Annotated in this window: 27 protein-coding genes; 16 read left to right on the top strand and 11 right to left on the bottom strand. The window is 51.0% G+C overall.

Features of this window, described 5'->3' with window-relative positions; all coding sequences use genetic code 11:
• Window positions 1-19: 19 nt before the first annotated feature.
• From UNDYM_RS25790 to UNDYM_RS25780, 3 genes are all read left to right on the top strand, one after another.
• Window positions 20-736, top strand: coding sequence for a PspA/IM30 family protein (locus tag UNDYM_RS25790; protein ID WP_162043694.1), 717 nt, complete (start codon window positions 20-22; stop codon window positions 734-736).
• A 74-nt stretch (window positions 737-810) separates the two neighbouring features.
• Window positions 811-2640 (top strand): ATP-binding protein, encoded by a 1830-nt coding sequence (locus UNDYM_RS25785; protein WP_162043693.1) that lies wholly within the window; start codon window positions 811-813, stop codon window positions 2638-2640.
• Between the two features lie 26 nt (window positions 2641-2666).
• A complete protein-coding gene (locus tag UNDYM_RS25780) occupies window positions 2667-3116 on the top strand; it encodes a TerB family tellurite resistance protein (protein ID WP_162043692.1) in 450 nt (149 codons plus the stop codon).
• Window positions 3117-3333: 217 nt separating this feature from the next.
• Here UNDYM_RS25780 and UNDYM_RS31180 read toward each other — a convergent pair whose 3' ends face one another.
• A complete protein-coding gene (locus tag UNDYM_RS31180; protein WP_255456508.1) occupies window positions 3334-3465 on the bottom strand; it encodes a hypothetical protein in 132 nt (43 codons plus the stop codon).
• A 417-nt stretch (window positions 3466-3882) separates the two neighbouring features.
• The gene (locus UNDYM_RS25775) at window positions 3883-4095 is read right to left on the bottom strand and encodes a cold-shock protein (RefSeq protein ID WP_162043691.1); all 213 of its coding nucleotides are present in this window, start codon (window positions 4093-4095) and stop codon (window positions 3883-3885) included.
• 483 nt (window positions 4096-4578) lie between these two features.
• Here UNDYM_RS25775 and UNDYM_RS25770 point away from each other — a divergent pair, with 483 nt between their 5' ends.
• The 9 genes from UNDYM_RS25770 (at window position 4579) to UNDYM_RS25730 (ending at window position 13949) form a co-directional block, all read left to right on the top strand.
• Window positions 4579-5646 carry an STM4015 family protein gene (locus tag UNDYM_RS25770; protein ID WP_162043690.1) on the top strand — a complete coding sequence of 356 codons (1068 nt, stop codon included), beginning with the start codon at window positions 4579-4581 and terminating at the stop codon, window positions 5644-5646.
• A gap of 5 nt (window positions 5647-5651) precedes the next feature.
• Window positions 5652-6761, top strand: a complete 1110-nt coding sequence (locus UNDYM_RS25765) for an STM4014 family protein (protein ID WP_162043689.1) — start codon at window positions 5652-5654, stop codon at window positions 6759-6761.
• The gene (locus UNDYM_RS25760; protein WP_162043688.1) at window positions 6754-7419 is read left to right on the top strand and encodes an HAD family hydrolase; all 666 of its coding nucleotides are present in this window, start codon (window positions 6754-6756) and stop codon (window positions 7417-7419) included. Before UNDYM_RS25765 ends, UNDYM_RS25760 begins: the two co-directional genes overlap by 8 nt.
• Window positions 7407-8213 (top strand): STM4013/SEN3800 family hydrolase, encoded by an 807-nt coding sequence (locus UNDYM_RS25755; protein ID WP_162043687.1) that lies wholly within the window; start codon window positions 7407-7409, stop codon window positions 8211-8213. The genes UNDYM_RS25760 and UNDYM_RS25755 overlap by 13 nt, the downstream gene beginning before the upstream one ends.
• The gene (locus UNDYM_RS25750; RefSeq protein WP_162043686.1) at window positions 8210-9550 is read left to right on the top strand and encodes an STM4012 family radical SAM protein; all 1341 of its coding nucleotides are present in this window, start codon (window positions 8210-8212) and stop codon (window positions 9548-9550) included. Before UNDYM_RS25755 ends, UNDYM_RS25750 begins: the two co-directional genes overlap by 4 nt.
• Window positions 9547-10410 (top strand): STM4011 family radical SAM protein, encoded by an 864-nt coding sequence (locus tag UNDYM_RS25745; protein WP_162043685.1) that lies wholly within the window; start codon window positions 9547-9549, stop codon window positions 10408-10410. Before UNDYM_RS25750 ends, UNDYM_RS25745 begins: the two co-directional genes overlap by 4 nt.
• Before the next feature lie 135 nt (window positions 10411-10545).
• Window positions 10546-12939 carry a TonB-dependent siderophore receptor gene (locus UNDYM_RS25740; RefSeq protein ID WP_162043684.1) on the top strand — a complete coding sequence of 798 codons (2394 nt, stop codon included), beginning with the start codon at window positions 10546-10548 and terminating at the stop codon, window positions 12937-12939.
• 181 nt (window positions 12940-13120) lie between these two features.
• Window positions 13121-13708, top strand: a complete 588-nt coding sequence (locus tag UNDYM_RS25735) for a DUF2975 domain-containing protein (RefSeq protein WP_162043683.1) — start codon at window positions 13121-13123, stop codon at window positions 13706-13708.
• A gap of 7 nt (window positions 13709-13715) precedes the next feature.
• The gene (locus UNDYM_RS25730; RefSeq protein WP_162043682.1) at window positions 13716-13949 is read left to right on the top strand and encodes a helix-turn-helix transcriptional regulator; all 234 of its coding nucleotides are present in this window, start codon (window positions 13716-13718) and stop codon (window positions 13947-13949) included.
• 1 nt (window position 13950) lies between these two features.
• On the opposite strand, the gene UNDYM_RS25725 is transcribed toward UNDYM_RS25730, so the two are convergent.
• Together UNDYM_RS25725 and UNDYM_RS25720 are read right to left on the bottom strand one after the other, a co-directional pair.
• On the bottom strand, window positions 13951-14676 hold the full coding sequence (locus UNDYM_RS25725; protein WP_162043681.1) for a citrate synthase: 726 nt from the start codon (window positions 14674-14676) through the stop codon (window positions 13951-13953).
• A gap of 116 nt (window positions 14677-14792) precedes the next feature.
• Window positions 14793-15167 (bottom strand): helix-turn-helix domain-containing protein, encoded by a 375-nt coding sequence (locus UNDYM_RS25720; RefSeq protein WP_162043680.1) that lies wholly within the window; start codon window positions 15165-15167, stop codon window positions 14793-14795.
• A 119-nt stretch (window positions 15168-15286) separates the two neighbouring features.
• Here UNDYM_RS25720 and UNDYM_RS25715 point away from each other — a divergent pair, with 119 nt between their 5' ends.
• Window positions 15287-16678 carry a CoA transferase gene (locus UNDYM_RS25715; protein WP_162043679.1) on the top strand — a complete coding sequence of 464 codons (1392 nt, stop codon included), beginning with the start codon at window positions 15287-15289 and terminating at the stop codon, window positions 16676-16678.
• A gap of 36 nt (window positions 16679-16714) precedes the next feature.
• Window positions 16715-18292: a magnesium-protoporphyrin IX monomethyl ester anaerobic oxidative cyclase gene (gene bchE, locus UNDYM_RS25710; RefSeq protein WP_197740955.1), complete on the top strand. Its 1578-nt coding sequence runs from the start codon at window positions 16715-16717 to the stop codon at window positions 18290-18292.
• Here the strand turns inward: bchE and UNDYM_RS25705 are convergent.
• The 4 genes from UNDYM_RS25705 to UNDYM_RS25690 all read right to left on the bottom strand — a co-directional run bounded on the left by UNDYM_RS25705 (window position 18289) and on the right by UNDYM_RS25690 (window position 21315).
• A complete protein-coding gene (locus UNDYM_RS25705) occupies window positions 18289-19026 on the bottom strand; it encodes an alpha/beta fold hydrolase (RefSeq protein ID WP_162043678.1) in 738 nt (245 codons plus the stop codon). The genes bchE and UNDYM_RS25705 overlap by 4 nt on opposite strands.
• 20 nt (window positions 19027-19046) lie before the next feature.
• Window positions 19047-19349 carry a hypothetical protein gene (locus UNDYM_RS25700; RefSeq protein WP_162043677.1) on the bottom strand — a complete coding sequence of 101 codons (303 nt, stop codon included), beginning with the start codon at window positions 19347-19349 and terminating at the stop codon, window positions 19047-19049.
• A 101-nt stretch (window positions 19350-19450) separates the two neighbouring features.
• Window positions 19451-20650: an MFS transporter gene (locus UNDYM_RS25695; protein WP_162043676.1), complete on the bottom strand. Its 1200-nt coding sequence runs from the start codon at window positions 20648-20650 to the stop codon at window positions 19451-19453.
• Window positions 20651-20670: 20 nt separating this feature from the next.
• Entirely contained in the window at window positions 20671-21315 is a 645-nt protein-coding gene (locus UNDYM_RS25690; RefSeq protein ID WP_162043675.1) for an NAD(P)-dependent oxidoreductase, read from the bottom strand.
• A gap of 123 nt (window positions 21316-21438) precedes the next feature.
• On the opposite strand from UNDYM_RS25690, the gene UNDYM_RS25685 reads away from it, so the two are divergent.
• Window positions 21439-22320 carry a LysR family transcriptional regulator gene (locus UNDYM_RS25685; protein WP_162043674.1) on the top strand — a complete coding sequence of 294 codons (882 nt, stop codon included), beginning with the start codon at window positions 21439-21441 and terminating at the stop codon, window positions 22318-22320.
• Between the two features lie 16 nt (window positions 22321-22336).
• Here UNDYM_RS25685 and UNDYM_RS25680 read toward each other — a convergent pair whose 3' ends face one another.
• Both UNDYM_RS25680 and UNDYM_RS25675 read right to left on the bottom strand, forming a co-directional pair.
• A complete protein-coding gene (locus UNDYM_RS25680; RefSeq protein WP_162043673.1) occupies window positions 22337-23014 on the bottom strand; it encodes a DUF1045 domain-containing protein in 678 nt (225 codons plus the stop codon).
• A gap of 18 nt (window positions 23015-23032) precedes the next feature.
• Entirely contained in the window at window positions 23033-23917 is an 885-nt protein-coding gene (locus UNDYM_RS25675) for an amino acid ABC transporter substrate-binding protein (protein WP_232063594.1), read from the bottom strand.
• 280 nt (window positions 23918-24197) lie between these two features.
• Here UNDYM_RS25675 and UNDYM_RS25670 point away from each other — a divergent pair, with 280 nt between their 5' ends.
• A complete protein-coding gene (locus UNDYM_RS25670) occupies window positions 24198-25370 on the top strand; it encodes an alpha-D-ribose 1-methylphosphonate 5-triphosphate diphosphatase (RefSeq protein WP_162043671.1) in 1173 nt (390 codons plus the stop codon).
• Window positions 25371-25372: 2 nt separating this feature from the next.
• Here UNDYM_RS25670 and UNDYM_RS25665 read toward each other — a convergent pair whose 3' ends face one another.
• Window positions 25373-26212 carry a Sir2 family NAD-dependent protein deacetylase gene (locus UNDYM_RS25665; protein ID WP_162043670.1) on the bottom strand — a complete coding sequence of 280 codons (840 nt, stop codon included), beginning with the start codon at window positions 26210-26212 and terminating at the stop codon, window positions 25373-25375.
• Window positions 26213-26293: the final 81 nt, after the last annotated feature.

Genomic DNA, 26293 nt, shown 5'->3' with positions numbered 1-26293 from the left:
TACCTAAAAGAGGATCAACATGTCTGACAGTAATTTCATCGCCCGCTTATCCAATCTTTGGTCAGGCTTCGTCTCATTGTGGATTACCGATGTGGAAAAACGCCACCCGGAAATCGCCTACCAGAATTCCATCGATTCCATGATCAGCAAGTACACCAAACTCAAGGCCGCGACTGCAGCCATCATACGCCGCAGGCAGGATGTAGAAGCGCGCCTGAAGGCGGAGCAGGCAGAACTGGCATCCATCACTGCCGATCTGGAAGGTGCAATCGCCACCAACCAGGATGATCTGGCAGTCGTGCTGATACAAAAGAAAAATGCCCTCGATGCCAGCGTCGCTGCTCTGCAGGAAGACATGAAAATCGCCCAGACCGATGCAGACGATGCCAAGGATTCGCTGCTGCAAGTCAAAGGTGAGATCGATAAACTCAAGGCAGAAAAAGACCGCATGCTGGCGCAAATGCACAGTGCACAAGCTCGGGTGTCGATACAGAACCAGCTCGAAGGCCTGTCTGTCGATGCCGAAGTCAAGGCGCTCAGCAATGTGCGTGACCATATCAAGAACACCGTGGCTGAAGCCAACCTGGGTCAGGAATTGCGCAGCTCTGATCTCGACGTACGTTTGGCCAAACTGCGCCAGAGCAGTGGTGCAGTGACAGCCAAGCAGCAACTCGAAGACATGAAAAAAGCCCGTGCTGGCCAGGCAGAAGCGAACAGCGGGGGCAAGACCATGTAATTGGTTTTGGCAAGGCTTGTCCACATCCGGCAACACCAGTGAATAATTAAAGCGAAGAGACAGAGCAAACATCCATGAGCGAAACTGGCACTAGCAAGCGCACGCTGCCCGTCTGGGCAGAACAGCTGAGACAGAAATATCTGGCAGGCGAAGCCTCGGTCTTCGTCTTGTATGGCAATGTCTTTGACCGCTATCTGGTCGATGGCGTCGCCCATGGCATGACTGAGTTCCTGTCCCAGGTCCTGCTGAAGGAAAACAAGAACCGCATCATGGAAATCAGCCTTGACCGTGGCGTACGTTTCCTGCAAGGCGCAACGACAGAAGAGAAAGAAGTCTTGTACGGCTATCTGGCTGACAAGGGTTTGCCGGGCATCTTTGAATCGGTAGAACGCCGCATGCGTGAACATGCGTCGAATGCCGTGATCTTCCCTTATGCGGGCACGATCTTCCCGAATGGCGATCCGCAAATGATGTCGCTGGAAGACCGCATCGCCTTCACCACCCTGCATCGCTGGTCACTCGATGACGCGCTGGCGCAAAAAGACAATGTCGTTATTCTGCTGTGTGAATCGCTGGCCGAGATCAATCAGGCCATCATGTCCAATCCCAAGGTGGCGGCAGTAGAAGTGCCGATACCGCAAGAAGCTGAACGTGAAATAGCAGTCAGGCATTACGCCCCCAGGATGGAAGAGCAGCAAGTCAAATTGCTGGCCAAGCAAACTGCGGGTCTGCGCGTGATACAACTGAGCAGCATCGTCGCGGCAGAAGGCCCGCAAGGTTTGCGTGAAGCAGAACGCACCAAGCTCATCGCCAGTCTTTTGCAAGGCCAGGCCAATGCAGAAGACCGTGCCGCAAAACTATCCGCCATCACGGCTGGCATGACACCGGAAGAAATCGCCCATTTGATAGACCCGGGCAAGACCCTGGCTGTAGATGTCGATGTCGACCCCTATTCCGAAATGATGGAAATAGTACGCAAGCGCAAGCGTGAACTGATAGAAAAAGAATGCGCTGGCCTCATCGAATTCATCGAACCCAAGCATGATCTCAGCGCCGTAGGTGGTAATGAAAACATCAAGACAGAGTTGATGGAAATTGCCAAGGCCATTAAGTCCGGCGACAAGGCAAGATCACCCATGGGTTTGCTGGCAGTGGGGGCGATGGGTGCGGGCAAGACTTTTGTCATCAAGGCTTTCTTGAAAGAGGCTGGCTTGTCAGGCGTAAGCCTGAAAAATTTCCGTTCGAAATGGGTGGGCTCGACAGAGGCCAATCTTGAGCGTGTGCTGAACGCAGTCAAGGCCATGGGCCCTATCGCCGTGGTCATTGATGAAGGCGACCGCAGCTTTGGCAAGCAGGGCGATGACTCTGACGGCGGCACCAGCTCACGTGTGATTGCGCGCCTCAAGGAGTTCATGTCTGATACCGAGAACCGTGGCAAGGTCTTGTTCATCCTCATGACCAACCGCCCGGACAAGCTTGATACCGACATCAAACGCCCCGGCCGCCTGGACAGGAAAATCCCTTTCTTTTACGCCGACACTGCCACTGAACGCGCCGACATCGTCAAGGCGATACTCAGTCGTTACGACGTCAAATGTTCGATAGACTGGGCCAATACCTTGCCGGTGTTTGACGTCTTGCGCGGTTATTCGAATGCCGATCTGGAAGCAGTAGCCTTGCTGGCGCTGGAATTTGCCAAGCGTGGCGATGGTGAAATTACGTCGGCCATCTTTGAGATGGCAGTGGCCGACTTCATGCCACCGCAAGAAACACAAATGATCGCCTTCATGGAAATGCTGGCCGTGTTTGAAACTTCACGCCGCTCCATGTTGCCTGACCGCTTCAAGAATATGACACCGCAGGAAGTGCAGCAGCAATTGCAAGTCCTGCGCAACGCTATTTAAATTTTATCCATATCCAGGAGAAAACCATGTTTCCATTTTTCGCACCGCAATCCCTGAGTGATAGCGCCATTATCGCAGCCAGCAAAATCATGTTGCAGGTCGCAAGAACAGATGGCATCCATCCAGCAGAAGTTGCCTTGATCAAGAGTTTTTATGAAGGCAGCATCAGTGCGGCAAGCCACCCTTCTTTCGATGAAGTATTGGCCGCATCTGCAGATTACACACTGGCAGCTACAGATTTTTCCAATGAGCAAGAACGTGAAATGGTCGTGGCATTGAGTGTCATGACAGGCTTTGCCGATGGTACATTCAGTGATGCTGAAACAGCGACAGTGCGCGCCATTGCTGCCAGTTTGAATGTTGTACCCGCTCGTTTTGATGAAATCAATGAAGCCATCAAAGACCACATGCTGGCACAATTATCCCATTTGCCGGATGCCGGATCAGTGGCTGTAGTGGCAAAAGAATTGGGCTGATTATTTTTTTGTATCGCATGCCTGCTGTTGCATTCTGCGTTTAAAGTCCCTCCACAGAAAGCTTGGAATGGTGATGGGTATTCGTAGCAATTTCATTGCCTTCAATTGATCGAAGCCCATCTCCATGCACAAAACTGAGGGCTGGATGTATGAGCTTACACCCGAAGTAAGCGCATAGGCGTAAACGCAAAAAGCCCACCAAAGGTGGGCATTCCATTCATTCCGGCAAACTGACAACAACCCATGCTATCTGCATGGTGTCATTGATTGGTGTATCACCCGTGCTATCTGCGCGGTGTAATGTGGGGGTGTTTGCCTGTTCCTGCTGGTCCGCTATAGTTCGGTCCATGACAGGATTTACCACGAATGAGATCCTTCAACACTTCACTACACCATTTCCCGGTTCGCATATACATAGACATGCAAATCCAGCCGGTGAGAATGAAGGCGCTTTGGAGTAGGCTGAGCTTACTCTGCGGTCTTGTTCACAGGATGCACTATGCATCCTTTAACGACAATACCATTTTCTCTTGATCCATGCTATCTGCGTGGTACCAAGAGCCGGTAAGTATCATTCTGCGCATCAGCATTTTGTACGAGACATGAACACTGACAGATGAAGGGTGTCGCCATGCGATTGACTAATTCCCAGCAACCCATGCTATCTGCGTGGTGTCACTGGCCGGTATTACTAAATTAGTCAAAAGCGCTGCGACCGGGCAAATTGAATTCACCCGACAAGGTCAATAAAGACCTTGGTCTGATATTAGGACAGAACCTGGATGTTGCTGGCTTTGTCGCCTTTAGGACCGGCTGTGCGCTCGAAAGACACACGCTGGTTTTCGCTCAGGCTTTTGAAGCCGCTGGACTGTATGTCCTGGAAGTGGGCGAACAAATCTGCACCACCTGCATCAGGAGCGATAAAGCCGAAGCCCTTGGCATCGTTGAACCATTTAACTATACCTGTTTGAGTACTCATGTTTTTTTCCTTTTGATAAAACCATAGGCAAAATTGCCCGATATGGACTTGTAAGCAAGTGATAAAACCAGTGGAAAAAAGACAGAACAGCCAGAGAGATAAAGCTATGCGGAATTGGGACCAACAAATTAAGGACTTGATGCAAGTACAGGACGGAATATACACGTTTACTTTAAAAGTGCCTAATTTTTTTTAAAAATATTTTTGATGGGCAGTGAATAGCGGCAACTAATTGCTTTGCCATTACAGCTTGAATAAAGCAGCCTCTGCAGGAGCTTGTGTCTCAGAAATTGACTCATCTTCACAGGAAAACAAATGCTCAAAACATGCAATGTAACAATTGATTTTCTTGCTTGACAAGGCGCAATGTGAACCCGATTATCTGGTGTGAAAGACAAGATATTTTGCAGTTCCCCAACGCGAAAAATGAGTTGCTGATCATTCTTTCGTGAGACCAACCGCACATTTTAAAGGCGTCAGGCAATGAAACATTATTTTGAATACCAGGATTCCAAGTCTTACAAGTTTTGGCAGATTGAAATTGAAGCGAATACCCTGAATGTGAAGTACGGCAAGATAGGTACCACAGGTCAGGAAAAAATCAGCAGCTTCGATACGCCAGAAAAAGCGCAAAAGGAAATGGAAAAGCTGATCAGTGAAAAAACCAAAAAAGGCTATGTAGAAAAAACCGGTGCCAGCGCCAAGAAAGTAGCGCGACGTATAGGCGTAAGTTACGACGAAGCTGAAGAAGGCAAGACCTTGCTGGAAAAAGTCACCGCTTTTCTGGACAGTAGCCAGGCAACAGATGTTGAGTCACTGGTGATCGCCGCCTGGGAAGAAGCATATGAAGAAGGGCCGCAAGCATCCCTGGACTTGCTGATCGCCAATCCAGGCAAACTGCCGCAATTGAAAGAGTTGTTTGTCGGTGACATGGATTCTGAAGAGTGCGAAATCTCCTGGATCACCCAGGCCGATTACACTCAACTGTTTGCAGCCTTTCCCGCGCTGGAACGCTTGCACATCAAGGGTTCGAAAGACCTGGTCTTATCTTCCCAGCCGCTAAAGCATGAGCATCTCAAAGCATTGACCATAGAATGTGGTGGCCTGCCCAAAGAGGTCATAGAAAAAATTGCGACTGCCCACTTGCCCAATCTCGAATACCTGCAACTGTATATCGGTGTCGATGAATATGGCTTTGATGGCAAGCTTGATGATTTGCGTCCTTTCATGCAAAAAGACCTGTTCCCCAAACTGAAACACCTGGGCCTGGTAGATAGTGAAATCGCCAATGAGATTGCAGCTGAGATAGCACAGGCATCCGTGCTGGAGCAACTGGAAACCCTGGACTTGTCCATGGGCACACTTAGTGACGAAGGTGGTCGCGCCTTGCTGGACAGCAGCAAGATAGCCGGGCTTAAAAAACTGGACTTGCACTATCATTATTTGTCGAATGACATGATCAAGGAATTCAAAAAATTGTCTATTCTGGTGGATGTCACTGACCAGCAAGACACTGAAGATGAATGGCGTTATCCTGCGGTCACAGAATAAGACAGATGCAACAGAAATCCCGTTTTGTACTGTTAGGCAATCCTGAAAACCGCCGCGTGCATTTTTTTCAGGAAGCATTGCAACAAGCAGGGCAGGATACTGCCCTGGTCATCCCCTACCTGAGCATTTTGAATGGTGAGTGCAAACTGCCTGATGTACTCAGGGATGGCGACACGGTAAGGATTGAATCACCCGGTGAAAATTTTGCTGTGGAAAAGAAAATACTCGCCCTTGGTGGTCTGGAAAATGCCAGCGGGCTGGAAGATGAACGTGGCAGGATTTATCATCCGCGACTATGGTTCCGGGGATTTTCTCAATTGATGGAAACAATAGCACAGCAGATAGCGGGGCTGAACTGCTTCAATCACCCTGATGATATCGTCAGCATGTTTAACAAGCCCGTGTGCAAGCAAATATTGGCTGACCATACGCTACCCAGTCTGCCAGTATTTTCCAGCTACGATGAATTTTTCGCTTACGCAGAAACGCAGGCGTACAGCCGCTTTTTTATCAAACTGAATTCCAGCTCTTCTGCATCGGGCATCGTCGCTTATGAATACAATAAAAGAAACGGTAAAGAACAGGCTTACTCTACGGTAGAGATCGTGCATGGTATTGATGGTGACCGTTATTACAATTCGCTGAAAATAAAAAAATATACTGCGCGAAACAAGATACAGAACATTCTCGATTTCTTGTTCGCCCAGGGTGCCATGGTAGAAAGCTGGATGCCCAAGGCAAAGCATGAAGACAGTTCTTACGATCTGCGGGTAGTGGGCATAGCAGGTCAGCGCAGGCATGCAATTGCCAGACTCAGTCGCGGCCCCATGACCAATCTGCATCTGGGTAACCAGCGCTGCGCTGTCGATGAGCTGGAATTGTCGTCATCGACCTGGCAAGAGATCGATACCCTGGTGGAAAAAACCATGCATGCATTTCCGCGCTCGCTATATGCCGGACTGGATATCCTGTTACCCAGAAATGATACATCCCCCGTGCTGCTGGAAGCCAATGCCTTTGGCGATTTGCTGCCTAATTTGCTGCACAATGGCGAGAATACCTACCTGGCAGAAATCAATGCAGTGCTGGAAAGACAGAGGCTGGCCTATGCTTAGTGCAAACAAAGCCAGCCTGCTGTTTGATATCGACAATACCCTGGTAGACAGGGACGCGGCCTTCAATGCTTATATACAGAATTTCATCAGCAGGAATCAGGCTGCATTTTCTGGTGAAGATATGTCGCTGCTACAAGCAGAAATGATTGCACTGGACTGCCATGGCAGAAAAGACCGTAAACTCTTTTGCCAGGAATTACTGCAGCGTTTCCCAAGACTTCCTTACACCGCAGAAAGCTTGTGGGAAGATCATATGTCACTGCCAGATTTTGTGAAGCCAGATAGTGTGCTTAGTGAGATGCTGGAACGTTTGTCTCTTGATTACCAGCTCATGATTATTTCCAATGGTTCAGCACATGTGCAGCGTCGCAAATTACAGAGTGCAGGTCTGACAGATTATTTTGAGCATATCTTTATTTCTGCTGAGGTGGGTTATGCCAAACCTGATACTCGCTTGTTTTCACATGCTTTGAGTTACGCTTACCATGCCAGTGTAGTCATGATAGGGGACGACTACATCAATGATATGCAGCCAGCCATGGCCATGCAATTAAAAACAGTTTTCGTCAGCCCTGAAAACGAAACCGTGGCAGTCAGACCAGACCGTGTGTTATCAGGTATCCATGACCTTGAGGAGGCTCTGGCATGCATGATATGAACCAGATAGTGGGCAAGAGCAATGTCCTCATCATTACGCTTGATACCCTGCGCTATGACGTCGCACAACAAGAGCTTGCGACAGGTCGCACCCCTTTTCTTGCCAGTATATTGCCTGCGGGCTGGGAAGAGCGCCATGCACCCGGTTCTTTTACCTACGCATCGCACTGTGCTTTTTTTGCTGGTTTTCTCCCCACACCTGCCAGGCCGGGCGTGCATGAGCGTTTATTTTCATTGAAGTTCGCGGGCAGTGAAACCACGGGTACATCCAGCTATTGTTTCGATACGCCAGACATAGTCAGCGGCTTTGCTGACATCGGTTACCGCACTATCTGCATAGGCGGAGTCGGCTTTTTCAAAAAACAAAATCCCTTGTCCTGTGTCCTGCCCAATCTGTTTCAGGAAAGTTACTGGCAGCCAGAGTTTGGTGTGACCGATCCTGAATCAACCAGGCATCAAGTTGAATTTTCCATAGAGTTGCTGGAACAAAAACCTGATCAAAAAGTTTTTTTATTTATGAATTTATCTGCACTACACCAACCCAATTGTCATTACCTGCCCGGTTCAGTTGGCGACAGCCTGGCCAGTCATGCTGCGGCATTGCGTTATATAGACAGCCAGTTACCTCCCTTGTTTCAAGCGCTCAATCAGATGGGTGATACCTTTGTGATTATCAGTTCTGATCACGGCACAACCTACGGTGAAGACGGTTATACAGGGCATAGGCTGGGGCATGAAAAAGTCTGGATTATTCCCTATGCAGATTTTCATTTGAGGCGAGGGAGCCTGGCATGACAGAGATAGCTCATACATTTCGTCGTTATCTGGAAGAAACCAACCGTTTTCAAAGTTATCTGTATTCATACCCGCACAAGACTGCGTACAGGACGTTTGAAGAAAAACTGGATTTGAAAACATTGTGGGCAACAGAGAAAAAGCATGCGCTGTATCTCTACACGCATATTCCTTTTTGCCGCATGAAATGCTCATTCTGTAATTTGTTTACGGTGTCGCATCCCAAGGAAGATCTGGTTAATCTATACCTTAAAAAGATACAGCTGGAAGCTGAAGTCGTAAGGGATAGCCTGGGTGATTTCAACTTTGCCGGTTATGCCATCGGTGGTGGTACACCCAGTCATCTGGACATCAGCCAACTTGAGCAATTGTTTACTATTTACATCGATACCCTGGGCCTAGACTTGAAAAACACACCAGGTTCCTTTGAGATTTCACCTGATACCATCAATGATGAAAAGCTGACTTTTCTGTCGCAACATGGTGTGCAAAGACTCAGCATAGGCATACAAAGTTTTATCGAAGCTGAAGCGCGTTCGGTAGGGCGGGTGCAGCCAGAAACCGTGATGGAACCGCTGCTAGAGAAAATCAGCAGCTACCAGTTCCCGGTATTTAATCTTGATTTGATTTATGGCATCCCAGGGCAAACGGTGGAAACCTGGCTGGCATCGCTGCAAAAAGCAGTGCAGTTTCAACCGACGGAAATCTTCCTGTACCCCTTGTATGTGCGCCCCCTGACTTCGCTATTCAAGAAGCATATCAGCATACAAAACCAAGACATACGCAGCACGCTATACCGCATAGGGCGTGACTTTTTGCAGGCCAACGGTTACGCGCAGGATTCCATGCGCCTGTTTCGCAAGCAGGTAGCTGGTTTGCGTGAAAGTTCAGAATATTCATGCCAGGAAGATGGCATGATAGGCTTGGGTACGAATGCGAGGTCTTACACAACAGATGTGCATTACTCGACAGAATATGCCGTCTCCAAACCCAATGTAGCAGCGATCATCGATGACTATGTTGCGAAGGAGCGCGCCGACTTCATGGCAGCCAGCTATGGCATACGCCTGTCTGAGGATGACAGGAAGCGTCGTTACCTGATCAAGTCTTTGCTTAAAGCGCAAGGGCTGGATGCTGCGCATTACCAAGGTATTTATGGTACGGATGTGTATGCGGATTTTCCTGAATTGCAGGCTCTGCTGGAAATGAATCTGGCGCAAGAGAATGCCGGTCGCATGCAACTGCAAGGCGAAGGCATGGCTTATTCTGATCTCATCGGCCACTGGTTTATTTCGCCAGCCGTCAAACAAAAGATGCAGGAGTACGTCAGCAAATGAGCCTGAAAATTATTTATCGCGGCCACCTGACAGATTGCAATTACAGTTGCGAATACTGTCCCTTTGCCAAAGAAAAAAACAGCCGTGAACTGCAGGCGCTGGATAAAAAAGACCTGGACAGATTTGTCGATTGGGTAGAGCAAAACAGCAGTGCAGACCAGCCCATGGAAGTGTTTATTACACCCTACGGTGAAGCCCTGGTGCGTAAATGGTATCAGGAAGCAGTGATACGTTTGTCGCATCTGCCGCATGTCAGCAAGGTGGCGGCGCAAACTAATCTGGCCTGGAATACGCAATGGCTGTCACGTTGCAATAAACAGACCACGGCTTTATGGACTACCTATCACCCCGATTTTGTGACCGAAGAAAAATTCATCGGGAAATGTAATGAACTGGCTGCCTTGCAGATACGCCATAGCGTCGGTGTAGTGGGACTAAAACAACACTTCCCACAAATTACTTCTCTGCGCCAGCGCCTGCCGCAGGATGTGTATATGTGGATCAATGCCTATAAACGTGAAGTGGATTATTACTCGGAAGAAGAAATCGCTTTTCTTGAAGACATCGATTATCTGTTCAGGTTGAACCTGCCCTGGTATGAAAGCATGGGCAAAGACTGCAAGGCTGGCAGTGAGGTGGTGTCCATAGAGGGGAATGGCGACCTGTTCCGCTGCCATTTCATCAAGACCCGTAAAGGCAATATTTTCACTGATCCACTGGCCAGCATGCTCAAGAAAGAAACCTGTAGCAAAGCGACTTGTCACTGCCACATAGGTTATATCCATCTGGATGCCATGCAATCGCATGAGGTATATGGCAGCGGCTTGCTGGAAAGAATACCTGTGCGCTTTGCAGCATGAGTGGGAAATAAGATAAAGTGTTTTGCCTTATATGATTTTTTCATGTTTTTAGCTGAAAACAATCGTTTGTCGTCTATACACAAGGAAGTAATATCGGTTCAACCTAAAGCTCATTAGCATAGAAAGTGATCCTGTATGAAAGTAACTTCAAATTCAACCTTAGACTTGCCGCAGCGACGAAATGCCTTGCTGGTAACAGCCTTGTTGGCTGCCTTATCTGCCATGTCTGCACAGGCACAAGAAATTATCCCGCCACAATCAGACACCGTGATTGTGACTGGCACGCGCAGCATCAAGCGAACAGTGTCTGACTCTGAAGCGCCGGTTGATATATTAACTTCCAAAGACTTGCAATCGACTGGTTCCGGTGAACTGGCCGCGGTATTGAGCCGTTTGCTGCCTTCCCTGAACTTCCCGCGTCCTGCTGTGGCAGATGGCACTTCTGCCAGCCGTCCGGCACAATTGCGCGGCTTGTCACCTGATCAGACTCTGGTGCTGGTGAATGGCAAGCGCTGGCATACCTCGGCTGTGGTGAATGTGAATGGCACGGCGGGGCGCGGTTCTTCACCGGCTGATTTGAATACTATCCCTATCAGTTCGATTGAAAAGATAGAAGTCTTGCGTGATGGTGCAGCAGCACAATATGGTTCAGATGCGATTGCCGGTGTCATCAACATCATCCTCAAAAAAGGGGCGAATGGTGGCGAAGTGCAGTTTGGTGGCGGTCAGTACAGCAAGCGTGATGGTACTCAGGGCAGTTTGAGCGCCAACTTTGGCACGGCACTGGGCGACAAGGGCTGGGCGCGTTTTACCGCAGAACAGCGCAACCAGAATGAAACCAACCGCGCTGGTGCTGATTTCCGTAATCCGCTGGAACCTCTGTATGGCAGAGTCAATCAGGTACAGGGCGACCCCAAACTGCAACAAACCAATCTGGGTGCAAATGCCTCGTTGGCACTGGCAACAGACTTGGAATTGTACGGCTTTGCCAACTACAGCCGCCGCAGCACAGATGCCGCCGCGACCTGGCGCACAGCCTACACCACAGGCACGACTTTGCGCACCCCGCTGTACCCAAATGGCTTCTTGCCGAATGAAGCGGGCACGAATACTGACGTGTCTGTTGTCGGTGGTATCAAGGGCCGTACTGATGGCTGGCGCTGGGATGCCAGCGTCAATTATGGTTCCAGCGAATTCAGTCTCGACGTCAACAATACCGTCAACCTGAGTCTGGGTGCCACCAGCCCTACGAAGTTTTATGCAGGCAAGCTGAAAAATACCCAGACCCTGGCAAACTTTGATGCAGCGAAAGAATTTGAATTTGCCGGCCTGGCGAATCCTCTGACGCTGGCCGTTGGCGCAGAATACCGCCGCGACCAATATGAAATTGGTGCGGGTGAGGCGAATTCTTATTTCGGTAGTGGTGCCCAGGGCTTCTCTGGTTTCCAGCCTTCGAATGCAGGAAGCTTCAGCCGCCACAGCGCATCCATCTATGCCAATATCGAAGCTGAACTGAGCAAGCAACTGAGTGCATCGCTGGCTTTGCGTCATGAAAACTACAGTGATTTTGGCAGCGTCACTTCTGGAAAATTGTCTGGACGTTTTGAATTCACCAAAGAATTTGCCTTGCGTGCTGCGGCGTCAAATGGTTTCCGCGCGCCTTCACTGGCGCAACAGAATTACACGATATCCACGACTAACCTGATCACCATCAACGGTACATCGCAACTGGTGGATACCGGTACTTTTGGCGTTGCCACGGCTGCTGCCAAGGCCCTGGGTGCAGTACCGCTGCAAGCAGAAAAATCACGTAACTACAGCCTTGGTGCAGTCCTGCAACCAAGCAAGAATGCGACACTGAGCATAGATGCTTACCAGATCGATATTGATAATCGTATCCTGTATTCTGGTAACCTGGTCTTGCCTGCGGCTTTGCAAAGTGTACTGGCGCAGCAAGGTGTATTGGTAGGTGCAGCGCGTTATTTCACCAATGCGCTTGATACCAAGACCCGTGGTGTTGATATCGTTGGCTCTTATCAGATCCCCTTGTCTGGCACAGACAAGCTGGGCTTTACCGTGGCCTACAATCACAATGACACAACGGTCAAAAATGTTGCCGCCAATCCGGCGATTTTGACGCAAAACAATCTCTTGCTGATAGACAGGCAAACCATTAACCGCGCAACTGAGGCAACACCAAAAGACAAATTCAGCATCTCTGCTGACTATGCCTTTGCCAACTGGAATATCCATGGCCTGGTCACCCGCTACGGTAGCTTTGTCTCACCACAAAATAGTGTCGCACTGGACCAGACATACAGCGCCAATACAGTGCTGGACCTGGCCGCCAGCGTCAAACTGGGTAAATGGACTATCAGTGCTGGTGTCGATAACCTGACTGACAAATATCCTGACCAGGTGACATCGGCAGGTAATTTGAATTCTGGTGGAACCCTGCCTTATTCCACATTCTCGCCTTATGGTTTCAATGGCCGTTACTACTATGCGAAGGCTGCTTACGCCTGGTAATGATGTGATTTGAACTTGGTTTTTGCTAAGGGCTGCTTCATGCAGCCCTTTTTCTTTTGTCTCTCTGATTCTTGTGATTTATTATATTTCGGCATTTATTTATCGACAAACGATAAATAAATCTTGTATTTCGAATTTGTTGGCGTAGAATTCTCATCATTAATTCAATCAGGAGTTCGAAATGCAAGTTCAGAAACATGCCAGGATTAGCAATATTCGCAAGTTGAGCAGGTATTTTTTATTCCTCAACGTGCTGACCATGATCGTTGTCGGAATAGGGGCTATTGCCTTGCCAATTATCGTCATGCTGGCATCTTCGGGTGACTTGACGGTGATGGGCTATCTTTCCAAAGCGGTCGTCGTCGAAAATGGTTTTTTCTCTCAATTGCGGGAAGGCCTGAGTACAGAATTGAAAGTAGTAGCCGTACTGGCCTCACTGTTTTTCTTTGGCATGATAGAACTGGTACTGATACATATCAATCAGTTGCTGACCTGTTTTCATGAGGGGGAAATTTTCAACAAGAAGGCAGTGTTCCATGCAAAAAGAGCGTTCAACATTAACCTGGTACTGGTTGCTATCATGTTCGTGGTGGAGTTGATTGCGATAGCATTGAGCTATGTCTATCCAGGTCACGAAGCCACTGGCAGCTTTACTTATTTTTTGGGCAAATCATTTGACCAACTTATCTGGCTGGGTGCCTGCCTGCTCTTGCTATGGTCACTTGAAATAGGTGTTGATCTCAATGAAGAAGCTGAACTGACTATCTGAGGACGCGATGCCTATTACTGTTAATCTGGATGTCGTGCTCGCCCAGCGCAAGATGCGTTTGAATACCCTGGCTGAGCTCGTCGATATCACGCCACAAAACCTGTCCGTATTAAAGACTGGCAAGGCCAAGGCGATACGCTTTGATACCCTGGAAAAAATTTGTGAAGTGCTGGCATGCCAGCCTGGCGATATATTGGCGTATACGCCAGATGAGCCCAATCTACCTGCTACAGAACCCTGATCTATACGGCACCAATGTCAGGAAACTTGCCCACATACCTGGCACGCGGGCGTATCAGTTGGCCGGTTTCTATCTGCTCCATCGCGTGGGCTATCCAGCCTGCCGTGCGGCCCAGTGCAAACAGGATTTGCGCGGCACCTGGTGGTAACTGGCAAGCAATTTCAATTGCAACAAGGCCAAAGTCTATATTCAGTTTTTGCCCTGTCAGGTCATCTGCCATGTCAGCAATGGCAAACAAGCCTGCATGCCTGTTCCTGTCCAGCATTTTCATCAGCAGGGCACCGCGTGGATCGCCATCAGGGTAAAGCGGATGAGAAAAACCCGGCAGCCTGGGTGAGAAATGCTCATGCGCATCATGCTTACTCAGGCGTTTTGACAAGAAGCTGCTTATGTCACTTGGCGGTGTCGCCATTGCCGCACGCAACATGCGGCTGACGCGCAGACTTTCACCACCGTGCTTGGGGCCCGAGAGCGCAGCCAACCCTGCCACCAATGCCATGCCCATATTCGCACCCGCAGAGGCAACGCAACGCACGGTAAACGTCGATACATTCAATTCATGGTCTGCACTAACAACCAGGGCCGCGCGTACCAGTTCTGTTTGATCCTCATTCAACTGCCATGCTGCCGCAAGTTTTTGATGAAATGCCTGATAGTCAGGTGCGATACCCAATAGTGCTGCTGCGGTCAGGTGCATCCATAACATGGCCTTTTGGTGAGTATGCATGCCTGGCATTTCCTCTACTGTGTTAGTCAGCAGAGGCAAGATGCAGATGGCTCTTTCGTAGGGTGGAAGGTGCGGCGTCAAGTCCAGCAGTTTGGGCCATAGCGTAGTCAGATCATTCAAACAAGTTTGAGGGAGATCGGGCGGATGTTGCTGTCCCACAAAATCAGTGCGACTTGTTCCAGCGTATGTGTGCTTGCCAGGTCATCAACTGCGTGACCACGGTAATACAGCTTGCCATGAGTCACCTGCGTGATTCTGGATTCAAGGACAGGCACCCCCCAGTCTATCGCTGATTCTGCTGCACCGCCTGCGCGCTTGCTATCAGTGGTGCGGGCCAGCAGGCGCAAGACTTCCTCCTTTAAGTAGCGTTTCGCTCTTTGTCCCTGGTATTGGTGCGATTGCAGCAAACCGCGGCTGACATAGGAATACAAGGTCGGCAGGCTGATGCCGAGCAATTCGGCGGCTTGTCTGGCAGTAAGAGTGTTATCCACGATTAATTTATATTGATAGGCAGAATCAAGATTGACCATGTCCACACACAGATCCTAGACTGCCTGCATGGACGGTTTATCGCATTGTGCGCTAATTTGATTTTATTGGGGAGAGCATCATGTCGGCAGCAGCATTATTGGCATCCTTGTGGGAAATGGGCGGTGGTGAGTCTGAGGCTTTGCAGCAGGTAACATTCAGTGGTGATAGCGCGCAACTGCCCTCAATTTTTCCGGTCGGTGATGTGTCCGCTGCCAGCATAGCCGTACAAGCCCTGATGGCTGCGCAACTATGGCAGGCACGTGGTGGTACTGCGCAAAAAATCACGATAGACAGAAGGCACGCCCTGGCCATGTTCAAGAGCGACCGCTATCTCAGCATCAATGGCAAACCTGCTGATGACCCATGGAGCAAGATTGCCGGTTATTACCAGGCCGGAGATGGCCGCTGGATACAATTGCACACCAATTTTCCGCATCATCGTGATGGTGTGCTGGCGATCCTAGAATGTGCCGAAGAGCGCGCCGCAGTCGCCAAAGCCATTGAAGGCTGGAAAGCAGCTGAGCTGGAGCAGGTGCTTGCTGATGCAGACATGTGTGCCGCCATGATACGTACAGAGCAAGAGTGGCAGGCACATCCGCAGGCACAGGCTATCGCTGAATTGCCATTGTTTGAAGTCAGGAGGATAGCTGATGGCCCCGTCGTAGCTATAGGTCAGCAAGGCGGGCAGCGCCCTCTGAGTGGTGTGCGTGTGCTGGACTTGTCGAGAGTGATTGCCGCTCCCGTAGGTGCGCGTACACTGGCACAACATGGTGCTGATGTATTGGCCATCAGCGCAGCACATCTGCCAAATATCATGCCGCTGGTGCTCGATACTGGCCGAGGCAAGCGTTCAGCACAACTGGATTTGCGAAACGCTGATGCACGGCAGAAACTACATGAACTGATACGCGGTGCGGATGTCTTCATGCAGGCTTACCGCCCTGGCGCTATCGCTGGTCTTGGTTATTCTGCGGAAGAATTATGCGCATTGAATCCGGGCTTGATACACGTCAGCCTGTCGGCGTATGGCCATGTCGGCCCCTGGGCAAGCCGGCGTGGCTTTGACAGCCTCGTGCAATCTGTCAGTGGCATTGCCGATGCCGAAGGGCGGGCGGCTGGCAATGCAGCGCCAGGCAAGCTGCCTTTCCAGGCACTTGATCATGCAACAGGTTATTTGCTGGCTTATGCAACCATGCTGGCCCTGCAAAAACGTGCTGTAGAAGGCGGTAGCTGGCAAGTCAGGGTATCGCTGGCGCAGACAGGGCGTTGGTTGCAAGCCATGCATAGATGTGGTTTGCATGAAAATGCTGCAGAGTTGCGAGAAGATGAAATCGCCGGTTTTTTACAGACATCAAGCTCAGGTTTTGGAGAAGTGCAGGCGATTGCGCCGGTAGAAAAAATGAGCGTGACACCCGCGCATTTTGCATTGCCTGCACCAGTATTGGGGCAGCACCAGGCAGTGTGGATGTAGAATGTAGCGCAAGACCACTCAGCTACAGACATCACGGTGAACAACAATATATTGCCATTCAAAGCCAGACAGCAGCCAGCAAAGAAGTTACTGCTGATCAATCCTCCGCATACTGCCATAGGCAGCCGCATACCGCGTGAGCAATTGCCGCCGCTAGGCTTGCTTAGCGTCGGTGGGCCTTTGATAGATGCTGGCTTTGAGGTGGAATTGCTGGATGCTGAATTTGGCCCCATGCCTTTGCCAGCTATCCTGGCTCATGCGGTGGCTGCGCAGCCAGATATCATCATGATGGGACATTCCGGCTCTACTTCCGTGCATGTCACTATCGTTGAACTGGCAGGCATGCTGAAGCAGCGCATGCCACATATCAGCCTGATTTATGGTGGTGTTTTTCCTACCTATCACTGGGAAGACGTACTCAATGAGTGTGCCGCTATCGACTATATCGTCAAGGGTGAGGGGGAGCGGACGACTACTTTGCTGGTGCAAGCCCTCAGCGCAGGCGCTGACGTGCAGGCAGTCGATGGCATTGCCCTGCGCGTTGATGGCCTGCCCTTTGCCACGCCCGCTGCGGCCATGATAGAAAAGCTTGATGCTTATCGCGTCGGCTGGGAACTCATAGACCATAGTCGTTATTCCTATTGGGGTAATATGCGCGCCGTGGTCGTGCAGTTTTCCCGTGGTTGCCCCTATCTGTGCAGCTACTGCGGACAGCGTGGTTTCTGGACGCAATGGCGTCACCGTGATCCTGTCAAGTTTGCCCAGGAACTGGCACGCCTCTATCGCGAACATGGGGTAGAGCTGATCAATTTCGCCGATGAATTACCGACTGGTTCCCGCAAAGCCTGGAAGGCTTTTCTGGAAGCCCTGATTGCCGAGAACGTACCACTGACCCTGGTAGGCTCGACCCGCACGGGTGACATCGTACGGGATGCCGATATCCTGCATTTGTACAAAAAAGCAGGTGTCATACGCTTCTTGCTTGGTATAGAAAGCTATGACGAGGCAGTACTGAAAAATATCAGGAAAGGTGGCACCACCAGCGAAGACCAGGAAGCCATACGCCTGCTGCGCCAGCATGGCATAGTCTCCATGGCGACTTATGTGGTGGGTTTTGAAGAAGAAACCGATGCTGACTATTGGCGTTCATTAAAACATTTATTGCGCTACGATCCTGACCAGATACAGATGCTGTACGTGACACCACATCGCTGGACGTCTTATTTCCCTACCGTGGAAAACCGTCGCGTCATACAGACCGATACCCGCAAATGGGATTACAAGCATCAGGTACTGGCCACTAATAAAGTACCGCCCTGGCGCGTGATACTGTGGGTAAAAACCATGGAAGTCATCATGCAGGCCAGGCCAAAAGCAATCTGGCGCATACTCAGTGGCCGCGACCCGGCATTTGCCCATGCCATGCGCTGGTATACCAGGATGGGCAGGCGCGTCTGGTTCCATGAAATTGCTGAATACCTGTTTAAAACAAGGCAAATCAGGAATGGTCCCAGCCTCGCAAAGTTCTGGGGAGCATCCTTGCATGAAAATGAAGAAGCATTGGCAAAGAAAAAGAAGAAGGTGATTGCGATCAAGGCCAGTTCGGTGAGTTAAAGTCTGCTGCGCTTGAGCCAGTTGTCCAGCACAGTTATCAGCTCCGGTGCTTTTTCCAAGGGCGACATGTGACCGCAATCTTCAACGATATGCAGGCTGGAATATGGCAAACCGCTGGCCAGTTTTTCTGATTCTGCCAATGTGCGCATCTGGTCATTCCTGCTGGCGACGACCAGCGCAGTGCAAGTAATTTCAGGCAGTTCATGATGACCATCGGCACGTACGATGGACAGTTGCTGCAAGAAGACTTGTTTGCCGAGTGCCAGTGACATGGCCTGCAAATGTGCCAGCATGACAGCATCATACTGGCGCTCAGGATGCAGGGCGCGGCGCAGGGCTGTCATGGTCTGGCCCTTGTAGGGATAATGTTCGAGCAGCTTGATTTGCTGACGGTTTTTATTGTCTTCATCTGCTGTGCTGGCGCGTGCTGAGGTGTTCAGCAAAACCAGGCCATTTATCGACTTTCCTTGCTGAAGCGCCAACCATGTCAGATGGCGCGCTACATAGCCACCCAGAGAAAAACCGATGATGATGGCCTTGTCAGGCAATACCGGGAGCAGGCGTGTTGCCATGTCTTCTATGCTGTTTCCCTCATTCAGATCAGCGAAATGCACTTGCCCCAGTTGCTCCAGCCCGGGCAACATGAATTTCCATAAACTGGCATCACACATGAAGCCGGGGATGAGCAGGAACTGGCGTGCTGGTCTGGTATCAGCGAGTGTGGATTCAGGCATGCGGTTTAATGGTGAATGATTTATTTCTTTTTGATGTTTTGCAAAAGGCTGCTGACTTGCTGACTCAGTGGGATGTCATGCTGGCGCAATAACTGCACATGCAGGACCAGATTTTCCAGCACCAGCTTTGCTGCGACTGCCAGCAAGGTGACCTGCCTGTCTTCATTGCTGAAGTTTTTCATCGCATCTGCCATGTCGCACAGATGTTGGGCAGTGATGGCGCGCAGCTCATCTTCTTCAAAGGGCAGGTCAGCAAAATCTATCGGGTCTTCCTGCTCCACTTCTTTCATCAGTTCTTGCAGTTGCTCTGGTGTGATGGACATGTGCACTCTCCTTGACAATAGCGAGCCGGACTTTATTCCATTTCTCTGTTCTCATTGTAGACTGCTTTTGAGGTGACTGAATACTGACCTTATTTCTAACCTTATTTTCTAATCGACAGTCCAAAGACAGCCAGCCCACCCAGTGCCAACAATGCGCCCAGCCAGCCAGTTGAGGTCCAGCCATATCCCATCGTGATGACCACGCCACCCAGCCAGGCACCGAGTGCATTGGCGACATTGAAAGCAGAATGATTCAGGGCAGCGGCCAGGGTTTGCGCATCACCTGCCACGTCCATCAAGCGTATCTGCAAGGCTGGGCCGATAGCGACCAGGGTGCCGAGTAGAAATACCCAGATGATTGCTGATATTGTATATGCCATCGCGATAGAGGCACCACCTAAAACCACAGCATTCCACAGCAACAGGCCAGCAATGGCATGCAACAGATTTTTGTCTGCCAGACGCGCACCCAGCATGCTGCCCACCACCATGCCTACTCCAAACAGTGACAGTATCAAAGGGATGACGTCAGCAGACAGTTTCGTTACTTCCGTAAGTATGGGTTTGATATAGCTGAACACGGCAAACATGCCACCAAATCCGACCGCGCCTATGCCCAGCGTCAACCAGACCTGTTTGTTGGCCAGCGCAGTGAGCTCGCTTCCGGGATTTGCATTTTTTGCTGCTAGCACATCTGGTACGGCGAAATACACTGCGACACTACTGATTACCGCCAGCGAGGCGACAAAAACATAAGCAGCCTGCCAGCCCCAAGTCTGCCCCAGCCAGGTTGCTGCTGGTACGCCAAGCAGGGTGGAACTGGTCAGGCCCAGGATGACCAAGCCGACCGCCGTGGCGCGTTTTTGTGGTGCTACCATATTGGCAGCGACCAGCGTGGCGACACCAAAGTAGGCACCGTGCGGCAGGCCAGCAATAAAGCGAACGATATTCAGTGAGAGGAAATCGGTAGTCAGCGTCCCTGCAAAATTGCTGGCAGCGAATAGCAATATGAGCGCGATCAACAAAGTCCTGCGTGGCCAACCGGCTGTTAGCACGGCAAACAAGGGAGCACCGATGACCACACCAAAGGCATAGGCACTGACGACGTGGCCAGCCTCTGGTATGGATACCGCCAGGTCTTTGGCTACTTCAGGCAGCAAGCCCATCATGGCGAATTCACCTGTGCCTATCGCAAATGCACCCAAACCCAGTGCAGTGACGGCATATAAAAATTTGCGCTGAGTATTTTCATCAGCTTTGGCACTCACTGATGCTGGTGTAGTCGAAATTGCATTGGGCATGATAGGTAATCAGAAGAAAATTAATTGGCGACGGTGAAGCGCTTCTGAATGTGTTTCGGCGTTTCCAGTTCATCCACGATAGCAACAGCCAGATCCTGTACAGATATACCCGCAGGTGCATCAGCAACGCCGGGCAGCAGATTGTCTGCACCTACCCGGTATTGGCCGCTACGCTCGCCGGGTGCCAGGCCTATCGGTGGCGACAGGAAGCTCCATTCCAGTGAATCTTCTTTCTTGATGAGATTCAGGGCTTCTCGTGCGGCCAGTGCGCCTTGTTTGTATTCTGCCGGGAATTCAGGTGTATCCACCAGTTGCACGCCAGGTGCGACGAACAGGCTGCCTGCGCCACCAACCACAAGCAAACGTTTGACGCCAGCCTGTTTGATGCCGGTAAAGATGGCTTGTGTACCCTGCAAGAACAGATCATGGATTTGCGCTTCACCCCAGCCAGGGTTGTAGGCGCTGACCACGGCATCTTGCCCGGCTACCGCCTGTGTGACCTGTGCTGCATCGAGTACATCTGCCTTTACCACGCTAAGACCGGCTTGCGCTGCTACTTTGGATGGGTTACGTACCAGCAGGGTGACTTCATGTCCACGGCTCAGCAATTCTGCCAAAACGGGTGTGCCTACAAAACCGGTGCCGCCAATTAATGCGATTTTCATTTGAAACTCCTTTGTGTGTATATGCTTTATAGTTTGAATGCTTCATGATTTATTGAATAGATGGTAAAAATCACTAACACTGTGAAGCTGTGCTAATAAATTGATGATTTGTGTGGAGTAAATATGGAACAGTACAAACGCATGGCTCTGTTTGCCGAAGTGGTTAGCGCGGGTTCATTGACCAGTGCAGCCCGCAAGCTGGGCATGACGCCGTCTGCAGTCAGCCAGCATTTGCGGGCGCTGGAAGCTGACCTGGGCTTGTCCTTGTTACATCGTTCAACCCGCAAACTGACACTGACAGAAGCCGGTGCGCGCTATTTTGAAGGTTGTGCCGCCATGGTGGCCGCTGCCCGTTCTGCCGAGCAGGCGCTGGCCCGCCACAGGGATGAGCCGCAGGGTGAATTGCGTATCGCCGCACCGATAGGCTTTGGTGGCATGCTGGCGCAAGCGCTGGCACCGCTGCAAAAATACCCGAAGCTGAGTTTGTGCCTGCTGGTGGATGATGCCGTGGTTGACCTGATTGATGAACGTATAGACATTGCGCTGCGGGTAGGCAATTTGCCCGATTCCAGTCTGGTGGCACGCAAGCTGGGCAGCATGCCTGCCCAGTTATGCGCAGCGCCTTCCTATTTGAATGAACATGGCTGGCCGCAGCATCCTCAGGACCTGGAGCAACATGTCTGGCTCGGTGGCGCATCTAGCCGTCATTTGCAGTTGTCAGGCCCAGACAGGGCCAACATTGAAATGAAGCTGCCAGTCAGGATCAGGGCTACCCAGGTCACTGCCTTGCATGCGCTATGTGTAGCTGGCTGGGGGATCAGCATTGCAGTCAGTGAAGATGACCACCAGGCTTTGGCGAATGGCAGCCTGGTAGCGGTTTTGCCGGACTGGAAATTGCCTGACCTGGTGATGCATGCAATTACGCCACGTCGTGATGAGCAGCCTGCCAAGGTGCGCCATGCGCTGGCCTTATTGGCTGAGCATGTCGCCAGATACGCAATGTGAGGGGGATATTCGCGATTCATCCAAATGGAAAGCGCGCCAGCAGCTCAAAATCTGCACCAGCCTCATGCTCTATAAACAGGGCAATACCATCAATGACCAGGGGTTCTGACAGACTGAAATGCTGGATCGCAGCAGTATGCAGACTGTCTGCAATTGCCCCTGCATCCAGCCTGTCCGTCAGCGTCATGTGGAAGCGGAATTCTTCTGCAGTATACGGATAGCCCCATTCCAGCAGCAATTCATTTTGTCGGGCGCTCAATGGCATTTTCTGACGGCGTGCCAGTTCAGCCGCACTCATGGGCGCACGAAAATGATCGAAGTGGCGGACGCAGGCAAAGGCAAAATCGTTCAGCACGGTCTGGTCGCCAGTAGCTCGCAAAGCCAGGAATTTGCCCATCCATTGCACCTGTGGCGCATTTATCTGGATGATGCTTTGCTGAGCGCAAAATTCTTGCAGGGCCTGGCGCAAGTTTGCTTCTGTCAAAGCTTCTGCAAGCTGGAAAGGTGCTTTCAGCGTGGCATGAAAACCATAGCGACGTGCGTCGCTGCTCAGTTGTCGTTGCAAGCCTGCATCCAGGCCGACAATAATGGGCTGGGCCAGTAACTGGCCGCTGGCGGCATCGCGCCCCAGCCAGTTACTGCCTTGCTGCCACCATCTGGCTTCCGGGGCAAAATACAGGGCATATCTTGTCATGCCTATGTTTACCGTAGATCAGTCAGCAACCTGATCCGTAGGGAAGCGCAAAGAATCCCTGAGCAAGAAGCCCATGGACATATTCATGTTGATGTTCTTCGGTGGGATCGGTTTGGTAAACCATTTTTCATAGATGCGGTAGATTTCATTTTCATGGATGAGCCTCAGCATCTCGTTATCGACGATTTTCTTGAAAGCAGGATCATCCTTGCGCATCATGATGGAGTAAGGCTCGATAGACAGAGGGTCGCCGACAATGGCGAAGGATGCTGGTGCCTTGGATTCAGCGCGCAGGCTGTACAGCAAGACATCATCCATGGGGAAGGCATCGGCCTTGCCTTCTTCTACCATCCTGAATGAATCCTGGTCGCTATTGCCTTCTACCAGCTTGATGTTCAGTGAGCTGGTGTCGTTCCTGTCATTGAGCAGTTTGACGGTGGTGGTGCTCTTGGTCGTGACTACAGTGCGGTTGCGTAATTGCGGCCAGTTCTTGATGCCGCTGTCGGCTTTCACCAGAGCGCGTACGCTGGAAAAGAAATGTGGAATCGTAAATGCGACTTTCTTGCGTCTTTCTGCATTATTGGTCGTGCTGCCACATTCCAGGTCTATCTTGTCTTCCAGCAGGGCGCTGAAGCGTGTCGTTGAATCTACAGAGTAAAACTGTATTTTCATCGCTGGCATCTTGAGTTCTTTTTTGATGGCATCTGCGACCTTCATGCAAAGATCGACAGAGTAGCCGAGAGGCTGCTTGTTTTCATCCGTATAGGAAAATGGTGCAGTTTCACGTATACCTATCACCAGGGTCTGGGTTTTGCGTATTTTGCCTAAGGTATCGCCTGCTTGTGCCAGCAGGGGCAGGGCCAGGCACATCATGGCGGTCATGCCACCAATTGCTTTTCGCATCATATTTTCCACCCGTTATTATGTGATCAACATCGAGAGTCTACGCATCTTGCAAATTAACTCTAACAGTCATGGTACAAGACAAAGTATGAAATTGAGGCGCATCAGCTAAACAAGATTTAGTAAAAAAAGTAAAATTATATTGCTTAAATGTGATGATTAAGCTAACAAGATGTTTTCTTGATATGGATTGCTGAACAGCCTGTAATTGTGTCTGGCCTTGCTGGCTCATGGGCAAAATCATGCTAATGTGACGGCATACCGACAGCTCATTATCACCATGAATTCTTCCCCTGATTCCAGTCTCATTTCCACCGCAATGTTAACAATACGCAACGCGCGCATCGTCACCGCCGATAATATGTTTAGTGGCTCCATGCTCGTCCATCATGGCAAGATCAGTGAACTGGCGGATGGTGCAGCAGGTCTGGCAGGTGAAGACTGGCAGGGCGATTATCTGTTGCCCGGCCTGGTCGAAGTGCATACCGACAATATGGAAAAGCACCTGATGCCACGCCCCAAGGTGCACTGGCCCGTGATGCCCGCGATACTCGCGCATGATGCGCAAATCGCAGCCTCAGGTATTACTACCGTGCTTGACGCAATAGCGGTAGGTGACATCGACCCTGACAGTGTGCGCATGCAAACCCTGAAACCCTGTGTAGAAGGCTTGCGGCTTGCAGAACAGGCTGGCTTATTGCGTGCTCAGCATTTTTTGCACATGCGGCTGGAATTGGCAGAGCCGGATCTCTTGGACCTTTTCTCTCCCTTCCTGCAGGATGACAGGCTCAAACTGGTATCGCTGATGGACCATACGCCTGGCCAGCGTCAATGGACAGACCTCGCGCATTACCGTACTTATGTGACTGGCAAGCGCGGCTGGAGTGAACAGAAAGTCGACAAGATGCTGGGCATATTGCTGGAACGCCAGCAGCGTCATGTGGCAGAAAACCGCCAGCTCGTCATACAACGATGCCAGCAACATGCGCAACCTATCCCGCTGGCTTCACATGATGATACGACCGCAGAGCATGTGCATGAAGGCGTGGCTGACGGTGTCAGTATTTCAGAATTCCCGACCAGCCTGCTGGCGGCGCAGATGGCGCGGCAGCAAGGCCTTGCCATCGTCATGGGTGCACCCAACCGCGTGCGCGGTGGCTCGCATTCAGGCAATGTCTCGGCTGGCGAACTGGCCAGGCATGATTTGCTCGATATCCTGTCTTCCGACTATGTACCGGCCAGTCTGTTGCAGGCAGCTTTCATGTTGCAGGAAGATGGCTATGCTTTACCCAAGGCAATTGCCACCGTCAGCCGTGCCCCTGCGCGGGCACTGGGCTTGCATGACAGGGGCGAGATCGCAGTGGGGTTGAAGGCAGATTTTATCCGCGTGCGCATGCTGGATAACTTGCCCGTTGTCATCGCTGCATGGCGTGACGGCAGGCAAATCGCCTGAGTTTATTCTTCTTGCTGCAGCACCGCCTGTATCGCACTGAGTGCTTCCAGCGCACCCATGGCCAGGCCTACATCCTGGGCATACTGTACTTGCGGTTCGCGCAGGTTGATACGCAGCAGGCGGCAGCCAAAATGGGCTTGCATGCGCTGGCTGAAATTGCGCACGCTGGGCACAGCCGTGCCTGCCCCGATTTCTATGACCAGAGGACGTTTGACCTTGCTTAGCCAGTTTGATTGCCGCTCTGCCTGTTGCTGCTGCCTTTGTGAATTCCAGTCGGCATCGTCAAACATCAGGATATTCGGCCTGGCCATGCCGCCACAATGCGGGCAGACCGGCGCAGTATTCATGAGCTGGCAATTGACTTCATCGACTTCTGGCATAAACTGGTCTGCTTGCCAGATGCTGTCACGGCAAGGTAGCAGGCATTGCAGATAATGGATGGAGCCATGGCATTCATGGATCAACGCATTGTCCATCCCGGCTTGCTGGAAATGCCCATCTACATTGCTGGTATACACGCTTTGTCCGTGGGGTTTGCTGGCTCCCCATTGCCTGAGCAGGTCAAAGCCCGCATGGGGCCGGATCTGGCGGTAGAGCGCCAGCCGGTGACCATAAAAGCCCCAGGCTTGCAGAGGACGGCGGCGAAAAGCTGCCGGGTTGGCAATTTCATAGAAGGGGATGGCTTCCTGGCCCAGCGCCGGATAGGCTTTCCAGAAGCCTTCGCTGCCGCGAAAATCAGGCAGGCCGGAATCGACACCCATGCCTGCACCAGCCGCAATCACCAGGCTGTCTGCCTGGGTGATGAGCTCTGCTGCCTGGTGTATCAGATGGGCTGGATGCATGATGAATTTTGGGGAAAGGTGCTTCAATGGACGAATAAGCCAAGCTTGCCTGTGTAATGTGCCATTTCTCTCAATTTCAGG

Source organism: Undibacterium sp. YM2 (assembly GCF_009937975.1).
In the GTDB taxonomy this organism is placed as follows: domain Bacteria; phylum Pseudomonadota; class Gammaproteobacteria; order Burkholderiales; family Burkholderiaceae_D; genus Undibacterium.
Note: the sequence above shows the minus strand (reverse complement) of the source record. Positions and strands in the feature narration are given on the sequence as shown.

Excerpts from the sequence above, each read along its gene's own strand:
- UNDYM_RS25740 (WP_162043684.1), top strand. The coding sequence starts at position 10,546 with ATGAAAGTAACTTCAAATTCAACCTTAGACTTGCCGCAGCGACGAAAT.
- UNDYM_RS25755 (WP_162043687.1), top strand. The coding sequence starts at position 7,407 with ATGCATGATATGAACCAGATAGTGGGCAAGAGCAATGTCCTCATCATT.
- UNDYM_RS25745 (WP_162043685.1), top strand. The coding sequence starts at position 9,547 with ATGAGCCTGAAAATTATTTATCGCGGCCACCTGACAGATTGCAATTAC.
- UNDYM_RS25725 (WP_162043681.1), bottom strand. The coding sequence starts at position 14,676 with ATGCATACTCACCAAAAGGCCATGTTATGGATGCACCTGACCGCAGCA.
- UNDYM_RS25670 (WP_162043671.1), top strand. The coding sequence starts at position 24,198 with ATGAATTCTTCCCCTGATTCCAGTCTCATTTCCACCGCAATGTTAACA.
- UNDYM_RS25690 (WP_162043675.1), bottom strand. The coding sequence starts at position 21,315 with ATGAAAATCGCATTAATTGGCGGCACCGGTTTTGTAGGCACACCCGTT.
- UNDYM_RS25775 (WP_162043691.1), bottom strand. The coding sequence starts at position 4,095 with ATGAGTACTCAAACAGGTATAGTTAAATGGTTCAACGATGCCAAGGGC.
- UNDYM_RS25760 (WP_162043688.1), top strand. The coding sequence starts at position 6,754 with ATGCTTAGTGCAAACAAAGCCAGCCTGCTGTTTGATATCGACAATACC.
- UNDYM_RS25780 (WP_162043692.1), top strand. The coding sequence starts at position 2,667 with ATGTTTCCATTTTTCGCACCGCAATCCCTGAGTGATAGCGCCATTATC.
- UNDYM_RS25770 (WP_162043690.1), top strand. The coding sequence starts at position 4,579 with ATGAAACATTATTTTGAATACCAGGATTCCAAGTCTTACAAGTTTTGG.
- UNDYM_RS25730 (WP_162043682.1), top strand. The coding sequence starts at position 13,716 with ATGCCTATTACTGTTAATCTGGATGTCGTGCTCGCCCAGCGCAAGATG.
- UNDYM_RS31180 (WP_255456508.1), bottom strand. The coding sequence starts at position 3,465 with ATGGACCGAACTATAGCGGACCAGCAGGAACAGGCAAACACCCCCACA.
- UNDYM_RS25675 (WP_232063594.1), bottom strand. The coding sequence starts at position 23,917 with ATGCGAAAAGCAATTGGTGGCATGACCGCCATGATGTGCCTGGCCCTG.
- UNDYM_RS25665 (WP_162043670.1), bottom strand. The coding sequence starts at position 26,212 with ATGCATCCAGCCCATCTGATACACCAGGCAGCAGAGCTCATCACCCAG.
- UNDYM_RS25785 (WP_162043693.1), top strand. The coding sequence starts at position 811 with ATGAGCGAAACTGGCACTAGCAAGCGCACGCTGCCCGTCTGGGCAGAA.
- UNDYM_RS25685 (WP_162043674.1), top strand. The coding sequence starts at position 21,439 with ATGGAACAGTACAAACGCATGGCTCTGTTTGCCGAAGTGGTTAGCGCG.
- UNDYM_RS25695 (WP_162043676.1), bottom strand. The coding sequence starts at position 20,650 with ATGCCCAATGCAATTTCGACTACACCAGCATCAGTGAGTGCCAAAGCT.
- UNDYM_RS25700 (WP_162043677.1), bottom strand. The coding sequence starts at position 19,349 with ATGTCCATCACACCAGAGCAACTGCAAGAACTGATGAAAGAAGTGGAG.
- UNDYM_RS25790 (WP_162043694.1), top strand. The coding sequence starts at position 20 with ATGTCTGACAGTAATTTCATCGCCCGCTTATCCAATCTTTGGTCAGGC.
- UNDYM_RS25765 (WP_162043689.1), top strand. The coding sequence starts at position 5,652 with ATGCAACAGAAATCCCGTTTTGTACTGTTAGGCAATCCTGAAAACCGC.
- UNDYM_RS25705 (WP_162043678.1), bottom strand. The coding sequence starts at position 19,026 with ATGCCTGAATCCACACTCGCTGATACCAGACCAGCACGCCAGTTCCTG.
- UNDYM_RS25715 (WP_162043679.1), top strand. The coding sequence starts at position 15,287 with ATGTCGGCAGCAGCATTATTGGCATCCTTGTGGGAAATGGGCGGTGGT.
- UNDYM_RS25680 (WP_162043673.1), bottom strand. The coding sequence starts at position 23,014 with ATGACAAGATATGCCCTGTATTTTGCCCCGGAAGCCAGATGGTGGCAG.
- UNDYM_RS25735 (WP_162043683.1), top strand. The coding sequence starts at position 13,121 with ATGCAAGTTCAGAAACATGCCAGGATTAGCAATATTCGCAAGTTGAGC.
- UNDYM_RS25750 (WP_162043686.1), top strand. The coding sequence starts at position 8,210 with ATGACAGAGATAGCTCATACATTTCGTCGTTATCTGGAAGAAACCAAC.